Origin of the sequence: Haloarchaeobius amylolyticus (assembly GCF_026616195.1) — an archaeon.
GTDB lineage: Archaea > Halobacteriota > Halobacteria > Halobacteriales > Natrialbaceae > Haloarchaeobius > Haloarchaeobius amylolyticus.
This window is the reverse complement of the sequence record NZ_JANHDH010000004.1, coordinates 13,260-27,750: the sequence shown is the minus strand read 5'-3', so window position 1 is coordinate 27,750 and position 14,491 is coordinate 13,260. Positions and strand designations below refer to the sequence as shown.

General features: G+C 57.5%; 13 protein-coding genes. 7 read left to right on the top strand and 6 right to left on the bottom strand.

The window, feature by feature from the left end:
• Positions 1-157 precede the first annotated feature (157 nt).
• Entirely contained in the window at positions 158-1,654 is a 1,497-nt protein-coding gene (locus NOV86_RS21465; protein WP_267643880.1) for a hypothetical protein, read from the top strand.
• A gap of 63 nt (positions 1,655-1,717) precedes the next feature.
• Positions 1,718-3,328 (top strand): AAA family ATPase, encoded by a 1,611-nt coding sequence (locus NOV86_RS21460; protein WP_267643879.1) that lies wholly within the window; start codon positions 1,718-1,720, stop codon positions 3,326-3,328.
• Between the two features lie 145 nt (positions 3,329-3,473).
• Here the strand turns inward: NOV86_RS21460 and NOV86_RS21455 are convergent, their stop codons facing one another.
• The 3 genes from NOV86_RS21455 to NOV86_RS21445 are packed head-to-tail and all read right to left on the bottom strand — an operon-like array spanning position 3,474 to position 5,317.
• Complete coding sequence (locus NOV86_RS21455; RefSeq protein ID WP_267643878.1) at positions 3,474-3,749, bottom strand: hypothetical protein; 276 nt, start codon at positions 3,747-3,749, stop codon at positions 3,474-3,476.
• Between the two features lie 38 nt (positions 3,750-3,787).
• Positions 3,788-4,432, bottom strand: coding sequence for a Cap15 family cyclic dinucleotide receptor domain-containing protein (locus NOV86_RS21450; RefSeq protein ID WP_267643877.1), 645 nt, complete (start codon positions 4,430-4,432; stop codon positions 3,788-3,790).
• Positions 4,433-4,435: 3 nt separating this feature from the next.
• Positions 4,436-5,317 carry a nucleotidyltransferase domain-containing protein gene (locus NOV86_RS21445; RefSeq protein ID WP_267643876.1) on the bottom strand — a complete coding sequence of 294 codons (882 nt, stop codon included), beginning with the start codon at positions 5,315-5,317 and terminating at the stop codon, positions 4,436-4,438.
• A 158-nt stretch (positions 5,318-5,475) separates the two neighbouring features.
• On the opposite strand from NOV86_RS21445, the gene NOV86_RS21440 reads away from it, so the two are divergent.
• Both NOV86_RS21440 and NOV86_RS21435 read left to right on the top strand, forming a co-directional pair.
• Entirely contained in the window at positions 5,476-6,390 is a 915-nt protein-coding gene (locus tag NOV86_RS21440; protein WP_267643875.1) for a nucleotidyltransferase domain-containing protein, read from the top strand.
• Positions 6,368-7,054 carry a Cap15 family cyclic dinucleotide receptor domain-containing protein gene (locus NOV86_RS21435; RefSeq protein ID WP_267643874.1) on the top strand — a complete coding sequence of 229 codons (687 nt, stop codon included), beginning with the start codon at positions 6,368-6,370 and terminating at the stop codon, positions 7,052-7,054. The genes NOV86_RS21440 and NOV86_RS21435 overlap by 23 nt, the downstream gene beginning before the upstream one ends.
• Before the next feature lie 119 nt (positions 7,055-7,173).
• Here the strand turns inward: NOV86_RS21435 and NOV86_RS21430 are convergent, their stop codons facing one another.
• Positions 7,174-8,241 carry a DsbA family oxidoreductase gene (locus NOV86_RS21430; RefSeq protein ID WP_267643873.1) on the bottom strand — a complete coding sequence of 356 codons (1,068 nt, stop codon included), beginning with the start codon at positions 8,239-8,241 and terminating at the stop codon, positions 7,174-7,176.
• 2 nt (positions 8,242-8,243) lie between these two features.
• The gene (locus NOV86_RS21425; protein ID WP_267643872.1) at positions 8,244-9,077 is read right to left on the bottom strand and encodes a hypothetical protein; all 834 of its coding nucleotides are present in this window, start codon (positions 9,075-9,077) and stop codon (positions 8,244-8,246) included.
• Positions 9,078-9,465: 388 nt separating this feature from the next.
• Here NOV86_RS21425 and NOV86_RS21420 point away from each other — a divergent pair, with 388 nt between their 5' ends.
• Positions 9,466-11,979, top strand: coding sequence for a VWA domain-containing protein (locus NOV86_RS21420; RefSeq protein WP_267643871.1), 2,514 nt, complete (start codon positions 9,466-9,468; stop codon positions 11,977-11,979).
• 137 nt (positions 11,980-12,116) lie between these two features.
• A complete protein-coding gene (locus NOV86_RS21415; RefSeq protein ID WP_267643870.1) occupies positions 12,117-13,046 on the top strand; it encodes a hypothetical protein in 930 nt (309 codons plus the stop codon).
• A gap of 49 nt (positions 13,047-13,095) precedes the next feature.
• Here NOV86_RS21415 and NOV86_RS21410 read toward each other — a convergent pair whose 3' ends face one another.
• Positions 13,096-13,920: a CBS domain-containing protein gene (locus NOV86_RS21410; RefSeq protein WP_267643869.1), complete on the bottom strand. Its 825-nt coding sequence runs from the start codon at positions 13,918-13,920 to the stop codon at positions 13,096-13,098.
• A 122-nt stretch (positions 13,921-14,042) separates the two neighbouring features.
• On the opposite strand from NOV86_RS21410, the gene NOV86_RS21405 reads away from it, so the two are divergent.
• The gene (locus NOV86_RS21405) at positions 14,043-14,399 is read left to right on the top strand and encodes a DUF8165 family protein (RefSeq protein WP_267643868.1); all 357 of its coding nucleotides are present in this window, start codon (positions 14,043-14,045) and stop codon (positions 14,397-14,399) included.
• Positions 14,400-14,491 lie beyond the last annotated feature (92 nt).

The window sequence follows — 14,491 nt, the reverse complement described above, 5'->3', positions numbered from 1 at the left end:
AGAGCAAACAGGCGCGACAGGAGACTCATCGGCATCCGTTTCGGGGTAGTGCTGTATGAGACAGCGCCGCCCCATTTTACCCTCCTCAATGGGTTGAGGGGAAGACTCGTCGAGTGTCCACTACGGCTGGCCTCGACTGTTTCCCATCTGATTCGCCATGTCGACACATACACAGTCAGAAGCGAGCCGTGAGCGAGAGAACTCCACGTCGAACTCCCGTTCAGGCGAGGATAACCACCAATCAGTTGCTGCATCCATTTCGGTCCTCGACCTCCTAGAACAGGAAGCAACGCACGCGTTTGCAGGGTTGACGCCGGCAGACGACGCGGAGTATCCAGACGGCGTTTCACCAGAAACGGGGTGTCTCGATCCGAACCCTCGTTCCCTGAAAGACGTTCTCAACGTCCTCCCACAAGCGAGTTCGGGAGAACTCTGGGCCACAAACGAGTTCGTCGGCGTCGACGGGACCATCAACATCGAAGCTCTCCGCAATGTCGAGGGTCTGGATATCGATACGCTGGAGACGGCGACCGGTCAGTCCCTCTCGGAGATCGCCACAGACTCGTCGTCCGACCCGTTGGTTCGTGTCCGAGATCACAAGGATATCGTCGACGAACGCCGCAAGGCGCTGTGTGCGCTGGGCTTCGATGTCAAGTTCCGCTGGCAGATCGCCTCGGATCGATACTCTATCATCAATCCGCAAGAGGCGTACCTTCCAATCGTGGGAGCACTCCAGCAGCGCGGTGAGACTGAGGCATTCGGCTGGGCAAGCTACCGCGACTGGGGTGGACTCCTCAAGATGTTCGTCGTCTGTCCCAGTCTCGAACACACCGTCACGGCAAGTGAAGAGCCTGAGGTAGAGGAGGATATCGACGGTGTCACCAGCGTCTCTGGGGCAACCGAGCCAGATCTCGTCGTCTATGGGGGATTCGAGACCGGCTACGATTTCCGGGGGACACAGACGCTGTGGGCGAAACCGATCCTCTACTTCCCCGAGACCGGGACTATCGTCCCCGACACGGGCAAGCGGTACACTCGCCGTCACTACGGTCGGGCCACCGACGCCGACCACGAACGGGCGAACGACAGAGTTCCGATCAACGAGTGGTGGAAGGCGATCTATGACGACATCGCCGACCGCCTGGTGAGAGTCGATTTGGCGATCCGAAGAACGCGGGCCATCGCCTACGACTTCGACGACCTTCCGTTCGATGCGGCTACCTGCTACCGCTACTGGGGCGTCGCCAACAGGTACGCCGAGGCCGCTGCGGACCGAGCCACGACGCTGGCGTCTCCATCGTCGCGACCAACCGTGTACAATCTCCAGCTCTCCCTGTTGATCGCACTCCTCGATGAGTACGAGGGGTCCTGGGCATCGAATACCCATCAAGAGTATCTCGAGGTCGCTGGCGAACTGCTTCGAAAACCAGCGATGATGATTCAACTGGCGATGAAAGAACACGACCGGCAAACCGACGAACCCGAAGAGCGTGTTCTGCCAGCCAGTCAGCAGACGCTCAGCGACGCGCTCGAAGACGTCATCGATATTCCTGGCATCGAGGTAGATACTGAAGCGAATCTCACTGACGGGGCCGCCCAACGACTCCACGACCGGGTTCAGCACCGCCTCGACGACATCGAAGGCTCGTCTTGAGGCTGGTATTTATCAGCCCGAAAGCGGGCGACGGGGCTCCTAACAGAGTCTCGCATACGCACTATGTCTTCATCAGAACCCGACTCGACGATCGACTCGCCAGAACCGCTCGTCGTCCTTTCGCACCTGGTGCATCGCCTCCTCAAGCGCGAGGGCGGGACGGTCCCGGTCGAACGCGTTACGCTTCGAGTCTGTGATTACGTCGATATCGGTGAGCAAGAGGCCGCCGATCTCCTCGATGCTGGAGCAGCGGATGGGACGTTCACGCTCGACCGGGGGTCTGGTGGGAGCACGACAATCGTCGGCGTCTCTCCACAGGGTCCAGAACCGCCCGTGATTACGGAAGCGTTCGGTGGTCCCGCTGGCGCGTCTGCGGGTGACGATTTCGAAATTCTCGATGTCGTCACCGAAAGCATTGCGACTGCACTCAGAAACGCAGGCTACACGACGTTCACCGAGCTAGTCGACGCGGAAGTTGCTGACCTCGCGAATCTGACTGGCACGCTAACAGAGAGCCGAGCAGAGGCGATTCTTCAGGCCGCTCCCCGGCACGTTCCGGTCGGTGTGTGGCTTGCGCGAGTTGCTGACGCCCGATACTCTCGACGACTCGATGAAACTGGGCAGCATGGTGTCGCTCAGGTCCTCGACATTACGACTGCCAACGAGGCCGTGGGGGAACCCCGCTACCGCACGGATGGCTTATCGCCTGATGCCGTCGACGCACAGTATGTGTCCGATATCGGGCGGAATGCACAGGATCCTGTCCCAACAGGCCTCCACATCCTCGATAACCCTGACCATCCTGACGTACCGAAGGCAGCGACACATCCTGACGCCGGTGATGACGCCCTCCCAGTCGACGAAGCGGGCGACGTCGTCCCGCCAGCAGCTCCGACCGAACCACGGCTTCAACTTCCGCTGGACGAACTCCTCGCGAAGAAACTCGCTCGTGGGCTGGTTCCAGTTCGGGTTGTTGGCCCTCGAGGCTCCGGGAAGAACTATCTGGTCAAGTACCTGTGTCACCGGACGAATCGGGGCTACGTCTCGGTAGACTGTGACGAGGCAACCCACACGGAGGATCTCTTCGGACCGCTCACCCCCACCGAGGACGGGCTAATTGCACCGCGGAACGGTCCCGCAAAGCAAGCGCTTCTGAACGGGTCGGTGCTGGTGCTCAATGAGTTTCCAGTGATGCGAGCCGGCGCCGCGATGTCTCTACACCGCCTGCTCAATGAGGGGAAACTCCTCGTGAAGGCCCACGGTGAGTTGGTCGAACCTCATCCGTCTGCGCGAATTGTGATTACGATGAACCCACCGACCAGGGAGTACCGTGATTCCGAGCCGATGAACTCGGCCACTCGTGGCCGGTTCCGAGCGCTGGAGCAGCCCTACATTCAGGACGTCGAGGAAGAGGTCGTCACGCTGGATGCACAGGTGAATACCAGTCACGAAGTTGTGGATCGCGGGACGCTCAGGAAGATCGTCCAGTTCGCTCATCAGAGCCGGCAGAACGAGAGCTGGCCAACTCTCTCGACTCGGAATCTGACGATTCTCTGTGAGCACATTGAGGACGGTGCTTCACCGAAGGCGGCGGTCAAGAACGAGGTGTGGGCGGTCGCCGAGCCGAATCAGTATCCGGAGGACACCTACGAGACACTGAATGACTATCTGTAAGGAGTGACCGGGCGAGAATTCAAGCATGTCGTGCCGAAAGTATCCAAGATGTACAGCGGTGGGACCCCCGTGGATTGTCCCCTTGTCAGCTCCTATGTTAGTTGGTCTCGATTCGGAGGCAGTTAGCTAATAGATCAATTCTCAATCATGCGCCGCCAATACCGTCATCGTCGTCGTCCGTCGAGAAAATCAGTCCGAGGCCTCCGCCAATTATTGCGCCTACCGGTCCGCCAGCTGCGAAGCCAGCAATAGCCCCACCACCGGTCCCGAGAGCCTGTCGCTGACCCTGAGTGAGATTTTCGTGCATTCCTCGGGAAACCGTTCCAGTCCCGTCGCACTTCGGACAGTTTCCAAATCCCGTCTGCGGATCAGCTGTAGCACCACTTCCATCACAGGTAGGGCACTTCTTCGTCTCGGTCATAGCTCACGTTAGCTGTCAGGAACGCAAAGATGTTCCGGTCAATCGACCTGCTCGAAGTACATCAGACCATTGTTATCGCGTCCTGGGCCAGTGTAGTAGAGCCCTTCAAGCGTCTCCCTGTTGCCATCGTCGCGGTACTCCAGAGACGCAGTCCCGAAGTGCATATCCAACCCCTCAACAAGTGGAGAGCCTGGGTTTTCGTATTGGTAGCTGAGGCTGGGCCACTTCCCTTCCTCAGTTAGCATCGTTGCACCGTTACTGTCCGACGGCGTCTGGATAGTCTCGAAGTGGACGTTGATCTTCCGCCACGTCTGGTCGATATCGAGCCACGCTTTCATTTTCTGGCCGTCCTCAGTAGGATCGTTATCCGGATGGAGCGCCTGGTCGTCTATGTCTCCCTCGTACGAGGTGACGATCCATCCCTCCCATTTGCCGTTGAGGTTCGGGACGCGAGTGAACCCGAGTGCTCGTGCAATACGGGTCTTCCAGAACCATCGATCGTGGATTTTCCAGATGATGGCGAATGCAAGTCCCCACGAGACAACGAACCCTGCCGCAAATGGGAGGACCGTCGAAAGCGCCGTGGTCACCAACTCGACGAGGACCGTAATCCCGTAGGCGAGCAGTGCCAGAACACCGTAGACTTTCGGCCGGAGGTCGTTGTCTGTAGAGTATGTGTGCATGGGTTACCAGTTGTCGCAGAGTTTGACCATCGCGTTGACGTACTGGTCCGCGTACCGCGTGTTCCACTCAGCGGTTCCCGACCCAAACATGTCGGTGATGCCGTTTTGGCACGTCCAATCGCTGTAGTCTGTCGTATTGAGATAGCGAAGGATTTTCTTGACGCGGTCCTGCTTGTCGTAAGTATATCGACCGTCCGGGACGTTGTAAAGCAGGTTCTCGATGAAGTACGACGGTACGTTCTCCTTATTTAGCGCATTGTTGTCAACGAGATAGTTCCGTGCTCGTTTGAAGATGCGGACGGTCTCCTTGAACCGGTCGTTCGTGCTCGACTGCTTGGTGCTCCCCTTACTGATGTGCTGTTTCGGATAATTGACTATTTTTGTGTTGGTGAGGTCGAAGAACGCGATACCCGAGTGGTAGCCGTTCGGGTAGTTGTAGTAGTCTCGGTGATCCGCACAGACGAGCACGTCGGCGTTGAGCGGTAGTTTGCTTGTATCGACCTCGATGGCTTTCCCGACCGGGTCGACAGCCGGGGATCCGAAGCGAGACTCCAGAAAGTCGGCGACATCGGTTCGGAACGCTTGCCAGCTGTAATCCGGGTCGCCGGAGTGCCGCCGCCATTTGTCCCGTTCATCTGACGTGAGACCGGAGAGGTCGACGTAGTACACATCTTTGAGCTGGACCACAATGTCGACATCGCTGCTCGCCCGGACGATGGTGTAGTTCGCGTACGACCCCTGCAGATACGTCTCGAAATTCGCGTCGGCGAGCGTGTCGCTGGCCTGCAGCTCGTTCTGGATTCGGTTGTGGGTGCGCTTTGCGGAATCAATAGGGCCGCTATCGTACTGCGCCCACGATTCCAATGTCCCTGAGTCTATCGCCATGGAGAGGGAGTTACAGACCCTTCCTGACCAAACGTCAAAATCTTCCCGGTTCCACTTTCACCTTGCTCTGCGAACGGTTAAGGAGCAGTAGAAGGCATCTTGAGTCGTGATTATCGCGCCTAACCTCGAAACGATGTCAGTTTCTTTTGGAGGCTGCTATGGCGATCGATGAGGACACGCTCGAAAGCTGGACCGACCCAAAACGGGCTGCCCTCCAGTCCGCGCAGGACACACATACGAAGATCCGGAACGCACTCAACGATAGCGGCACACTCGATGATGTCGAATTCCACGATTTTCTGCAAGGGTCGTACGCGAACAACACAATCATCCGCGACTCGAGTGACGTTGATATCGTCGTTCGCCTCGACGAGTTCGAGTACTTCAATCTCCACGACCTCGATCCGGAAGACCAGGAAGATATCGACGACGAGGACTTCGACTACGGGTACGACGAGTTCCGCGACGACGTCCTGAGCGTCCTCCAGAACACCTACCCGGAGGGTACCTTCGATCCATCTGGGAATGCTATCGAGATCTCGGCTCCAGGTCTCCCGCTCGACGCTGACGTTGTGGTGTGCGTCAAGTACAAGCACTACTACAACTTCCCGCAGGGCTACTACGAGGGGATTATCTTCTGGCCTACGGGATCGAACTCCTCAGTTGTGAATTACCCAACGCGCCACCGAAATCACGGCGCAGACAAGCAGGACGAGACCGATGATCGGTTCAAGGAGACCGTGCGGATGTTCAAGAACACTCGCAAGGAGGTCGTCGAGGACGACTACATCACCGACGACATCGTCGCGTCCTATTTCATCGAGTGTCTCCTCTACAATGTCCCACCGGGCCGGTACACCGATGACCTTCAGGAGCGGTTCGTCAAGATCGTGGACTATTTGCAGGAAACTGACTACTCCGATTGGAAGTGCCAGAATAAAGTAACGGACCTTTTCGGCAGTGGGTCTACGAAGTGGGACACCTGGCACGCCAAGCTGTTTGTCGATGCCCTGGAAACGTACTGGGAGAACGCCGAGTCCAACCAGATGAATGCACGTCTATTCCAGCGATAACGAGTTCCGATCGACGTTGCTGGCAATCTTGGGCGTCATCGCGTTCGTCATCGTGTTTGTGCTGAACGTCTACGTTTTCCCGTGGCTCTACCAGCAAATCCCGTTCGAGATGCCACCACTGTTGATTCCTGGTCTGGCGTTCGGGGTCGTGTTCGGCCTGATCCATCGAGTGTTCGATCGTCGACTGTGGAACAAGCCCTGGATGCCCAATTTCATAGTAGCCGTCCCCGACCTCACCGGACACTGGGAAGGAGAAATAAAATCCAACTACGAAGGCGAGATTCCAGACGACTACCTCGCTGATGGCGGCTACCAACCGATGCCGGCCACACTGGATATCGAGCAGACGTGGAGCAAGATTATCGTGCACTTTGAGACTGAACGGTCGCCCTCGGTGAGCACGGGAGCCAGCTTCCAGACCGAGGGAACGCTGCACACGAAGGTCTCCTATCTGTACGAGAACGAGGGTGCAGACGTGGACGAGCAGTCAGAAGATGAAGGACCATACGACGGGACGGCGCGGCTCACATACCGCGAGTCGATAGACCGACTGGCAGGCTACTACTACACTGGACCTGCCCGTGCCTCCGAGCAGGACGGCAGCCAGAAAACGACGTATGGAACGATGGAGTTCACTCGAGATCGCGATGAGCCCCAGCAGTAAACCGATTATCCGACCGATCGATTACCCCCTCCAGACAAGTGCGCTAACCGGCTAATTATTGGTAAGTACTCAGCTCGGAGTGTCCCTATCAGTCTTCGCCATATACTGTGCAGGTGTCCTTAGATTGGGAACCAGAATGTTCCGGATCCGAAGTCGCGGGACACGACGTTCTCCCGCTGCCGGAGTTCCTCGGCTGCTTGGACTTGGTCCAGCTCAAAGGTCTCCGCCACCTCGGCGGTAGTGACCGGTTCGTACTCGGCAACGAACTGAGGAATCATCCGTCCCGTCGGCTGTGGCTGAACACCCTCACCAACCATTCGTCCGAAGATCCGACCGAATTCGATGTTCTCAGTCCAGAAGTGCGGGATGTCGGCAATCGTGACCTCCATATGGGGCGTCTCCTCGACGGGTTCTGGGACCTCGATATCGACGTTCGCCATATCCTCTCGGAGTTGGCCGGCGTCGAGTCCGACCTCTGCGGCGAGCTCGACAAGGATGTCCTCGCTCTCGATGTCACGGCCCTCAGATAACGCTGCGATCCGGAGTCGTCGGAGGTACTCGCGGGCGAGACCCTGCTCCTGAGCAGCGGTGAGCGCCCGGTATGAATCCGCCGTGGATTCGGGAAGGTCCGGGCCGTCGACGGTGGGCATCTCGGTGTCGCCCTTCCACTCTTCAATCGTACGAGCTGGGAGGACGTCGTACTCGATCGTGAGTTTGTCTCCGAACGTCTCCTGCAGGCGACGGAGATCCGGTTCGTTGCCCCAGCCCGTGATGTCCCAGGGGTCGGTGTAGACGATTATCTCCGCCTCCTTTTCCTCTGGCTCCTCGTCCTCTTCTTCGTCTTCGGTGTCATCCGTCTCCTCGGACTGCTCCGTCTCCTCGGGTGGCTCTGGCGGCTCGTCCGCTTCGGGCGACTTCTTTTCTGGCTCATCTTCGGGTTCGTCTGTTTCAGGAGCCTCCTCACCGCCGGGGGTAACAGGAGCGGCACCAGGCCCTCCTCCACCACCTGCACCACCTCTACCACCGCCGCCTCCAGCGGGCGGCGTTGGGGTTTCCTCTTGGTCGGGATCGTCGTTCTCGAGAGTGTCGTGTTCGTCGAAGTCCGTCTGGTCCGGGTGGACCTTGGGTTCTTCCTCTTCTGGTTCGTTGTCGGTGCTCTCGCTCGTTCCAGTAGGACCCTTACCCATTGTTAATACTCCAGGAGGTCGTCGCCTGCGTTCAGGGAATTCGCTTCGAGGTCAGTCCGCCACTGCTCGAACTGTTCGTTGTCGTAGTCGCAGTTGTCGATGAACTGCTTGAGACCACTCGCACCGTTGACCCGAGACGGGAGCTTCCGCAAGTGGGTTTTGCCGTGGAGAGCAATCATGAAGACGTTCTCGGGATCAACGATGTCCACGAGATTGTTCGTGTGCTTCCTAAGGGCGTTGAATCGATTCCCGTGAGTGTAGTACTGTCGTGCGTAGAAGGCGAAGTTCTGGAAATCATGCTCCCGATACCATGGGAGCATCTCCTTGAACTGCCACGGCTCCATCGCCTTGGCGAGGGGTAGAACTTCGATTTCCCACCCCTGCCGTTCAATCTCGTTGACGACCCAGTCAACTCGGACTCGGTATTCTTGTAGGCCGCCACGCTGCTTGTACTCCAGATCGTTGCCGTAGACCTTCCCAGCGTCCGGGACGTAGACCGCAGGCTGGATTCGCTTTAGAAGATGGCGGATATCGTCCCGCGTTCGGTTCTTGAGGATCTCGTCCTTCTCGGTCGCGGTGACTATGGGGATCTGCCAGTCGGAAAGGTAAGCGTGCAGAGATCCATGCTCTCCGATAAGTTCCATCGCGTCACAGAAGTTGAACATCACGTAGGTGATGAGCGTGTTCCTGAGAATAAACTCCTCCAGACGGTCATTGTCGGCCTCGTAACGTAGGATAACACCGGCAGGGAACTGACGGATCAGGTGAGAAGTAGCGACATCGTGCAGTGTTTGCTGGCCTCTACAAGTGCTCGGGGGCGTCGAATACGAACTCATTGATCGACCTCGTGGTTCCCGGGTCGTTTTCTATCGGGGAACAGAGAGTCATAGAGTATCCACCCGTATAAAAGTGGCGAGGAAGTGAATTTGAATTCAGTCTTCTAGGCCCGCCAAAACCATCGAATTCGACCTCCCGGCAGGACAGAATCGAAAGGAACTCGCTTAGTCAGAATTGATGATTGTTGCCTTCTACGATAGAACACGGGTTCACCCCACGACAAGTGCCTCATCTAAAACGGTTGACAGCCCTCTCTCCGATACTCGATGAAGAGCAGACCCGTTAATTTCTCAGTCTTTCAGGTCGGTGAATTCTGAGGCACCTACTCTCTATAGCAGTTTATCTCGCATAAGAGATTGAGGAGAGCACAACATCTCGTGCATTCGTATGTCCGATACTCATTCAGCCGATACAATACTTCAATTAGAGAGGCTCACACCCGATACCGCCTCTCGCGTTCGCACCTCGGCTAGTAGGGCCGACAGGCTCCGGGCGTTCATCTGCGGGCATCTGCCTTCAGGTGTCGACGTAGAAGTCGTTCTTACGCCAGCCGTCAAGACCGCGGCGGTCCTCCCTGCAGAACCCGATGCGCTCGCAAGAAGTGATGCGACCGATTTTGAACGGCAGCAGGCCGCACAGTTACTCGAAAGTGTCGACGCTGAATTCCTCATTCTAGTGACGACGGAACCAGCACCGATAGACCGAATTCCGGTGAACGATCAGCTGACAGCCGACCACGCCCACCAGTTCGGTCTCGCCTTTCACGAACTACTCCATATTCTCAAAACAGCCATCGCCCCCATCGCAGAACTCCTCGAATCCGAGATTGATTCCGACTATCGCCAGCAGGTTCACGACCTCGTCAATATCATCGAGGACGGTGCCATCGAACAGGAAGCGATCGAGGGAGCAAACTTCAGCGACAACGCCGAGATACGCCTCGAACTCACCCGTAGAATCCACTCGCAGGTTCCCGATGATATCCCTGCCGACGAGCAAGTCCTCTTCTCGTTCTGGGATGCAGTGACGAGCGCCCTCTACGAGTGGGCAATCTTTCCGACGGGTATCACAGAGGTTCTTCTCGACGAAGATGATGAGCGTATACTCTTCGCGTCGGAGACGGATGCCTCGGGATTCGACACTGTTCAGGAGTCACTCCAAACGTTAGCGCGGGATGCCCTCGCAATCCGGAGTGCAGAACCAGACGATATCACCCACAGCCACGACAAGACGGCATCTGTACGGCGAGCCCAATTGGTCGTCGAGACGTGGCAGTCAGCAATTTTCCCACTCCTAGAGGAGCGCTCCGAAGGATCAACACAGTCCCCAGATCAGGGCGAGTCTGAGGAATCTGATGTAGACTCCAATCCCTCCTCAGAATCTGAATCTTCCGGAACCGACGAATACCCGCAACTCGACAGGAGCGCAACTGACGATCCATTCCAGGACGTCCTCAGCCAGCCCTCGATTACTCCGGATTCATTCGACGAGGAGCTCCAAGCACCACCGTCTCCTCAGGCCCCTGGTTCTCATGGCACCGATACGTCAGCTACCGGCCCCGACGAGACACCAAGCCCGACCGACGGCGATGAAGACCAGCCGTCGCAGACCTCGAACCCCACAGACACGAGAGCGCGGGCACTCGCTCGCACCATTGAGCAACCTGGATCACACCTCGATTCCCCGCAACGTGGACAGTCCCCAGCGGAGGAGAAGAGGGATGACGATTCTATTGCTGCACGTCAGTCGACCATCGGAGACTTCGACGCTGCCGACGCTTCTCAGAACGACCGCGAAACGAGAGAGACAACCGACTCTCGAGAAGGTCTGGAACAGGATCATAACGGAAGAGAGCTACCGGTTACGAGTCCCTCACCCCACGAGGAGATAGACTCGGCAGCCGATCCCGTCCCAGCGCACGCGGAGGCACTCGACCGGAATTCCGCTGACGAGGAAGACGCCTACGAAGGGGCACTCGAAGCGGACCGGAGGGCGGCTCACGACGAAGCAGATCGAGAGGGTATCGACACTGACGCCCTAGAGCGCGAACTGGAAGGCCTCGCCCGACGACTCGACCGAGATAATTCAGACGATCAAGCAGCCGGCGGCACTGCTGGGGGCCCAGGCCAGCTCGACGAATTGGAGATCGTCCCAGTCAATGACGACCCGGCATCTCCAGGGGTATGGGCCGACATCGAAGACGGCGCTGCCCAGGTTGCTGGCACGCTCGAGAAACAGCTCCGTCTCGACCGTCAACGTGGTGTCCGGCGAGGCTTGACCGCCGGCAGCTACGATACCACTGCAGGACATCGGCTTTTGATTGGTGACCCTCGGGTCTGCAAGGTCGACACGCCGGGGCGTGAGAAACGATATGCACTAGTGTTGGTTCTCGACCGGTCTGGCTCAATGCGGAACGGCGACCCCCCGAAGATCGAGGTCGCAACGAAGGCACTAGCGCGGTTCGCCGTCGCCGCCGAAGGGCTGGGGATCGATGTCGCGATCGTCGATTTCATCGACAGCCAAGCCCGGCTCGTAAAGCCGTTCTCAGTCGAGACGCGACACATCCAGGCGACGCTACTGGACACAGACTGTGGCGGGGGCACGCCGTTGGCAGACGCACTCAAACTTGCAAGTCAGCTCGTCGAGGACCACCGCGACGAACCGCTTATTGTGGCCGTGACCGACGGAGAGCCCAGTAGCGTCGACGACGTCATCGAACAGATCCGCGCCTCTCCTGCACCGATCTGTGCTCTCACGATCGCCACTGACACTCAGACAGGAAAGCTATCGGCTGATGCCTCAGAACTCGCCGCATATTACGAGCGGGAAGCGACGATCTACGATGGGGACCAGTTAGACAACCGACTCGATCAGTTCGCCAGCCTCCTCGTCGGCTTCTGAACTCCACGCTCACCTCGGTTTATCCACCCGAATGGGGTACAGGGCGGCGTCCAGTTCAGCCCGTGAGACGAATGCAACGAAGAAACATCCATGCCGCGTCATCGACGCTACCGCCCCTTCGACTACCACCAGGGTCAATGAGTGGAACCGACGCTCTACACGACTACGATGTTGAAATTGATCCTCCGGCAGTTGAACCAGTCGAACACCGTATTCGGCTCGATTTCATGGCTGGCGGTCCAATCCGCCGCGATCAATTACTGGAGAACTACAACTCTTGGAAGGGCAGTCCTGAGAACGCAGATCCCTGGAAACAGTCAGGGAAGACGAAACCAGTCGGTCTGAAATACGCCGAAGAGACGTGCCGTCGGACGTTCAACGAAGAAGAGCGATACTACGATCTCTTCGAGGATGATCAAGCACTCAGTGAGGCACCTGCGTTTCTCACTCACCGCTTGCGGCAGTGTCGGTCAGCGACAGATCCGGGAAAAGCGCTTCACTCTGAACGCAAGCGCCGTGCGAACTGGTACAGGAAGCTGATTCCCTGGCTCAATCTGTACCAAGTTCTGAAAGAATCGTCGTACGGGACGCTCTTAGAGGGTGTCCTCGGGGCACAGCCAAACGCTGAGGCCCTTACCAGGCAGAACACACTTGTCGGGATGGTTGTCCTCGGAGATGACGATCAAACACCTTCCAAGTATGCCCGATCCCACAACCTCCCAGCGAAGGACGTCATTCGAGAAGCAGACCTGTCCTGCAGTGAGAGCTCTGCGGCAGCACGCCCAAGCGAGTTCGGAATCGAACTCCCGGCACCACTGCTCGTGGGAGAGTATACGACTGGGGGACGGTATCCGTTCATCCCCTGGTCAGATGGCCTTGTCTGTTCGTGTCCATACAAGCACGATCAACCCTGGAGAGTCCTCTGCAAGCACGAATTGCTTGCAGCAGTCGTCGCCGGCGACCAGGACTCCATCTTTCTACCAGTAAATAGAGGACTCGATGTCCCGCATCGGGCTCGACGGTTCGTGAGTCCAAGATTTTCCTCGTCGAGACAAGAGACTAGCTGAGAGGGTTGATAGATCAGCCAAAATTGTGATCGTAGTTAGAGTGTCTGGTTTACTTGCTTTTGTCGTTCCCTGGGTCGTACCCTGCGTCCTGGAGGTTCGAGAGAACGTCGTGGATGGTCTCGAGAGTATTGTGGAGATTTTCTGTGGTACGGCCACTGCTAAGGAACTCGTTACTGTCCGTGTTCTCGACTAGGAGATTAGCATGTGCGACGTCGTTGCGCAGTTCAGTGACTTCGTGGAGTCGAGAGTCTGCACCGCCTTTCGTGGAGAAGCCACAGGTTTGCCAGCAGGTGTCGACGCTGGTGGCGATCGTTTCGATCGTGGAGAATTGAGCGTAGTGGAGTTCGTCTAAGGCGACGTTGGCAGCTTGTGCGTCTTCGTACCGATCTTCGATGTCGTCGAGTTCGTCTGCAGTGACTGGTGTGTTTTTCCAGTCCGGTTTCTTGTCCAGGATGAGTTCGCGGAGGTGTTCTTCGAGGTAGGTGATCCGGTCGAAGAGGTAGATGCGTGCGGGGGCGGTGTTGAGATCGGCGCGGGTGAGGATTCCGGTGACGTGGTTGTGGCCGCCGAGGAAGTAGACGGGTTGCTCGATGAGTGCGGAAAGAACGTCTGTGAACGATGTGTCGCCGCTGATCATGTAATCGATGGTCAGCGGGGTGAGTTGATTCTCCAGGCTGTCACCGCCGTCATCGGTCGTGACGTCGTCTTCGTGAAGGAATCCGACTGGATCGTCGTCAGCGTAGACTGGAGCGGCGTCGTAGCCGTTCTCATCAAGCCACGCGGCGGCGTCGCTTGGTGGCGTGTCCTGATCAAGGTGTTCAACAGAGTGGGTTGCGAGTTCGGCCGCAGTGCAGTTGTAGAGGTCCCGGGGCATGTTGGGTGGTGGGGAGGCAGAGATAGTCAAAATGGGGGAGAGCGCACGACCCGATAGTGGCGAATCTAGCCACTCATGCACCACAAAGTTAATGCCCATTAGACATATATTTGTACTCGATTATGCTCAAAGGGCATTTTGAGTCGGCAGGGGCGAGTATCGAGTACGGTGCTGCTGGCTGTCTCTTCCCCGTCGATGAACTGGATGCGACGGTACTCCAGTACCGAGATGCCCAACTAGCGCTCGACGATGTCGATGGATCCCACGTCATCGTCGTCGCTCCGACGAGCCTCGCAACGAGTTACTTCCTCACCCAGCACGCCCTCACTGCGATCCGTGTCGACAGTCTCCCTACCGCAGTTCGGGATCAGCTCGCCACTGCACTTGACGCTCGCCTCGATACGTTCGAGCTCGTTCAGATCGGCAAGTGGAACAGTAGCAGCTTGAATCACTCACTCGCAGAATTCACGAACGCCTAAACCCCAACGCTTGGACATACGAACCAGACGACTTCTGCAGTCTGTGCGAGCGAAAGTGCGACAGCGTCTTGATATTCGGTGAATGACTCCGC

Excerpts from the sequence above, each read along its gene's own strand:
- NOV86_RS21465 (WP_267643880.1), top strand. The coding sequence starts at position 158 with ATGTCGACACATACACAGTCAGAAGCGAGCCGTGAGCGAGAGAACTCC.
- NOV86_RS21460 (WP_267643879.1), top strand. The coding sequence starts at position 1,718 with ATGTCTTCATCAGAACCCGACTCGACGATCGACTCGCCAGAACCGCTC.
- NOV86_RS21455 (WP_267643878.1), bottom strand. The coding sequence starts at position 3,749 with ATGACCGAGACGAAGAAGTGCCCTACCTGTGATGGAAGTGGTGCTACA.
- NOV86_RS21450 (WP_267643877.1), bottom strand. The coding sequence starts at position 4,432 with ATGCACACATACTCTACAGACAACGACCTCCGGCCGAAAGTCTACGGT.
- NOV86_RS21445 (WP_267643876.1), bottom strand. The coding sequence starts at position 5,317 with ATGGCGATAGACTCAGGGACATTGGAATCGTGGGCGCAGTACGATAGC.
- NOV86_RS21440 (WP_267643875.1), top strand. The coding sequence starts at position 5,476 with ATGGCGATCGATGAGGACACGCTCGAAAGCTGGACCGACCCAAAACGG.
- NOV86_RS21435 (WP_267643874.1), top strand. The coding sequence starts at position 6,368 with ATGCACGTCTATTCCAGCGATAACGAGTTCCGATCGACGTTGCTGGCA.
- NOV86_RS21430 (WP_267643873.1), bottom strand. The coding sequence starts at position 8,241 with ATGGGTAAGGGTCCTACTGGAACGAGCGAGAGCACCGACAACGAACCA.
- NOV86_RS21425 (WP_267643872.1), bottom strand. The coding sequence starts at position 9,077 with ATGAGTTCGTATTCGACGCCCCCGAGCACTTGTAGAGGCCAGCAAACA.
- NOV86_RS21420 (WP_267643871.1), top strand. The coding sequence starts at position 9,466 with ATGTCCGATACTCATTCAGCCGATACAATACTTCAATTAGAGAGGCTC.
- NOV86_RS21415 (WP_267643870.1), top strand. The coding sequence starts at position 12,117 with ATGAGTGGAACCGACGCTCTACACGACTACGATGTTGAAATTGATCCT.
- NOV86_RS21410 (WP_267643869.1), bottom strand. The coding sequence starts at position 13,920 with ATGCCCCGGGACCTCTACAACTGCACTGCGGCCGAACTCGCAACCCAC.
- NOV86_RS21405 (WP_267643868.1), top strand. The coding sequence starts at position 14,043 with ATGCTCAAAGGGCATTTTGAGTCGGCAGGGGCGAGTATCGAGTACGGT.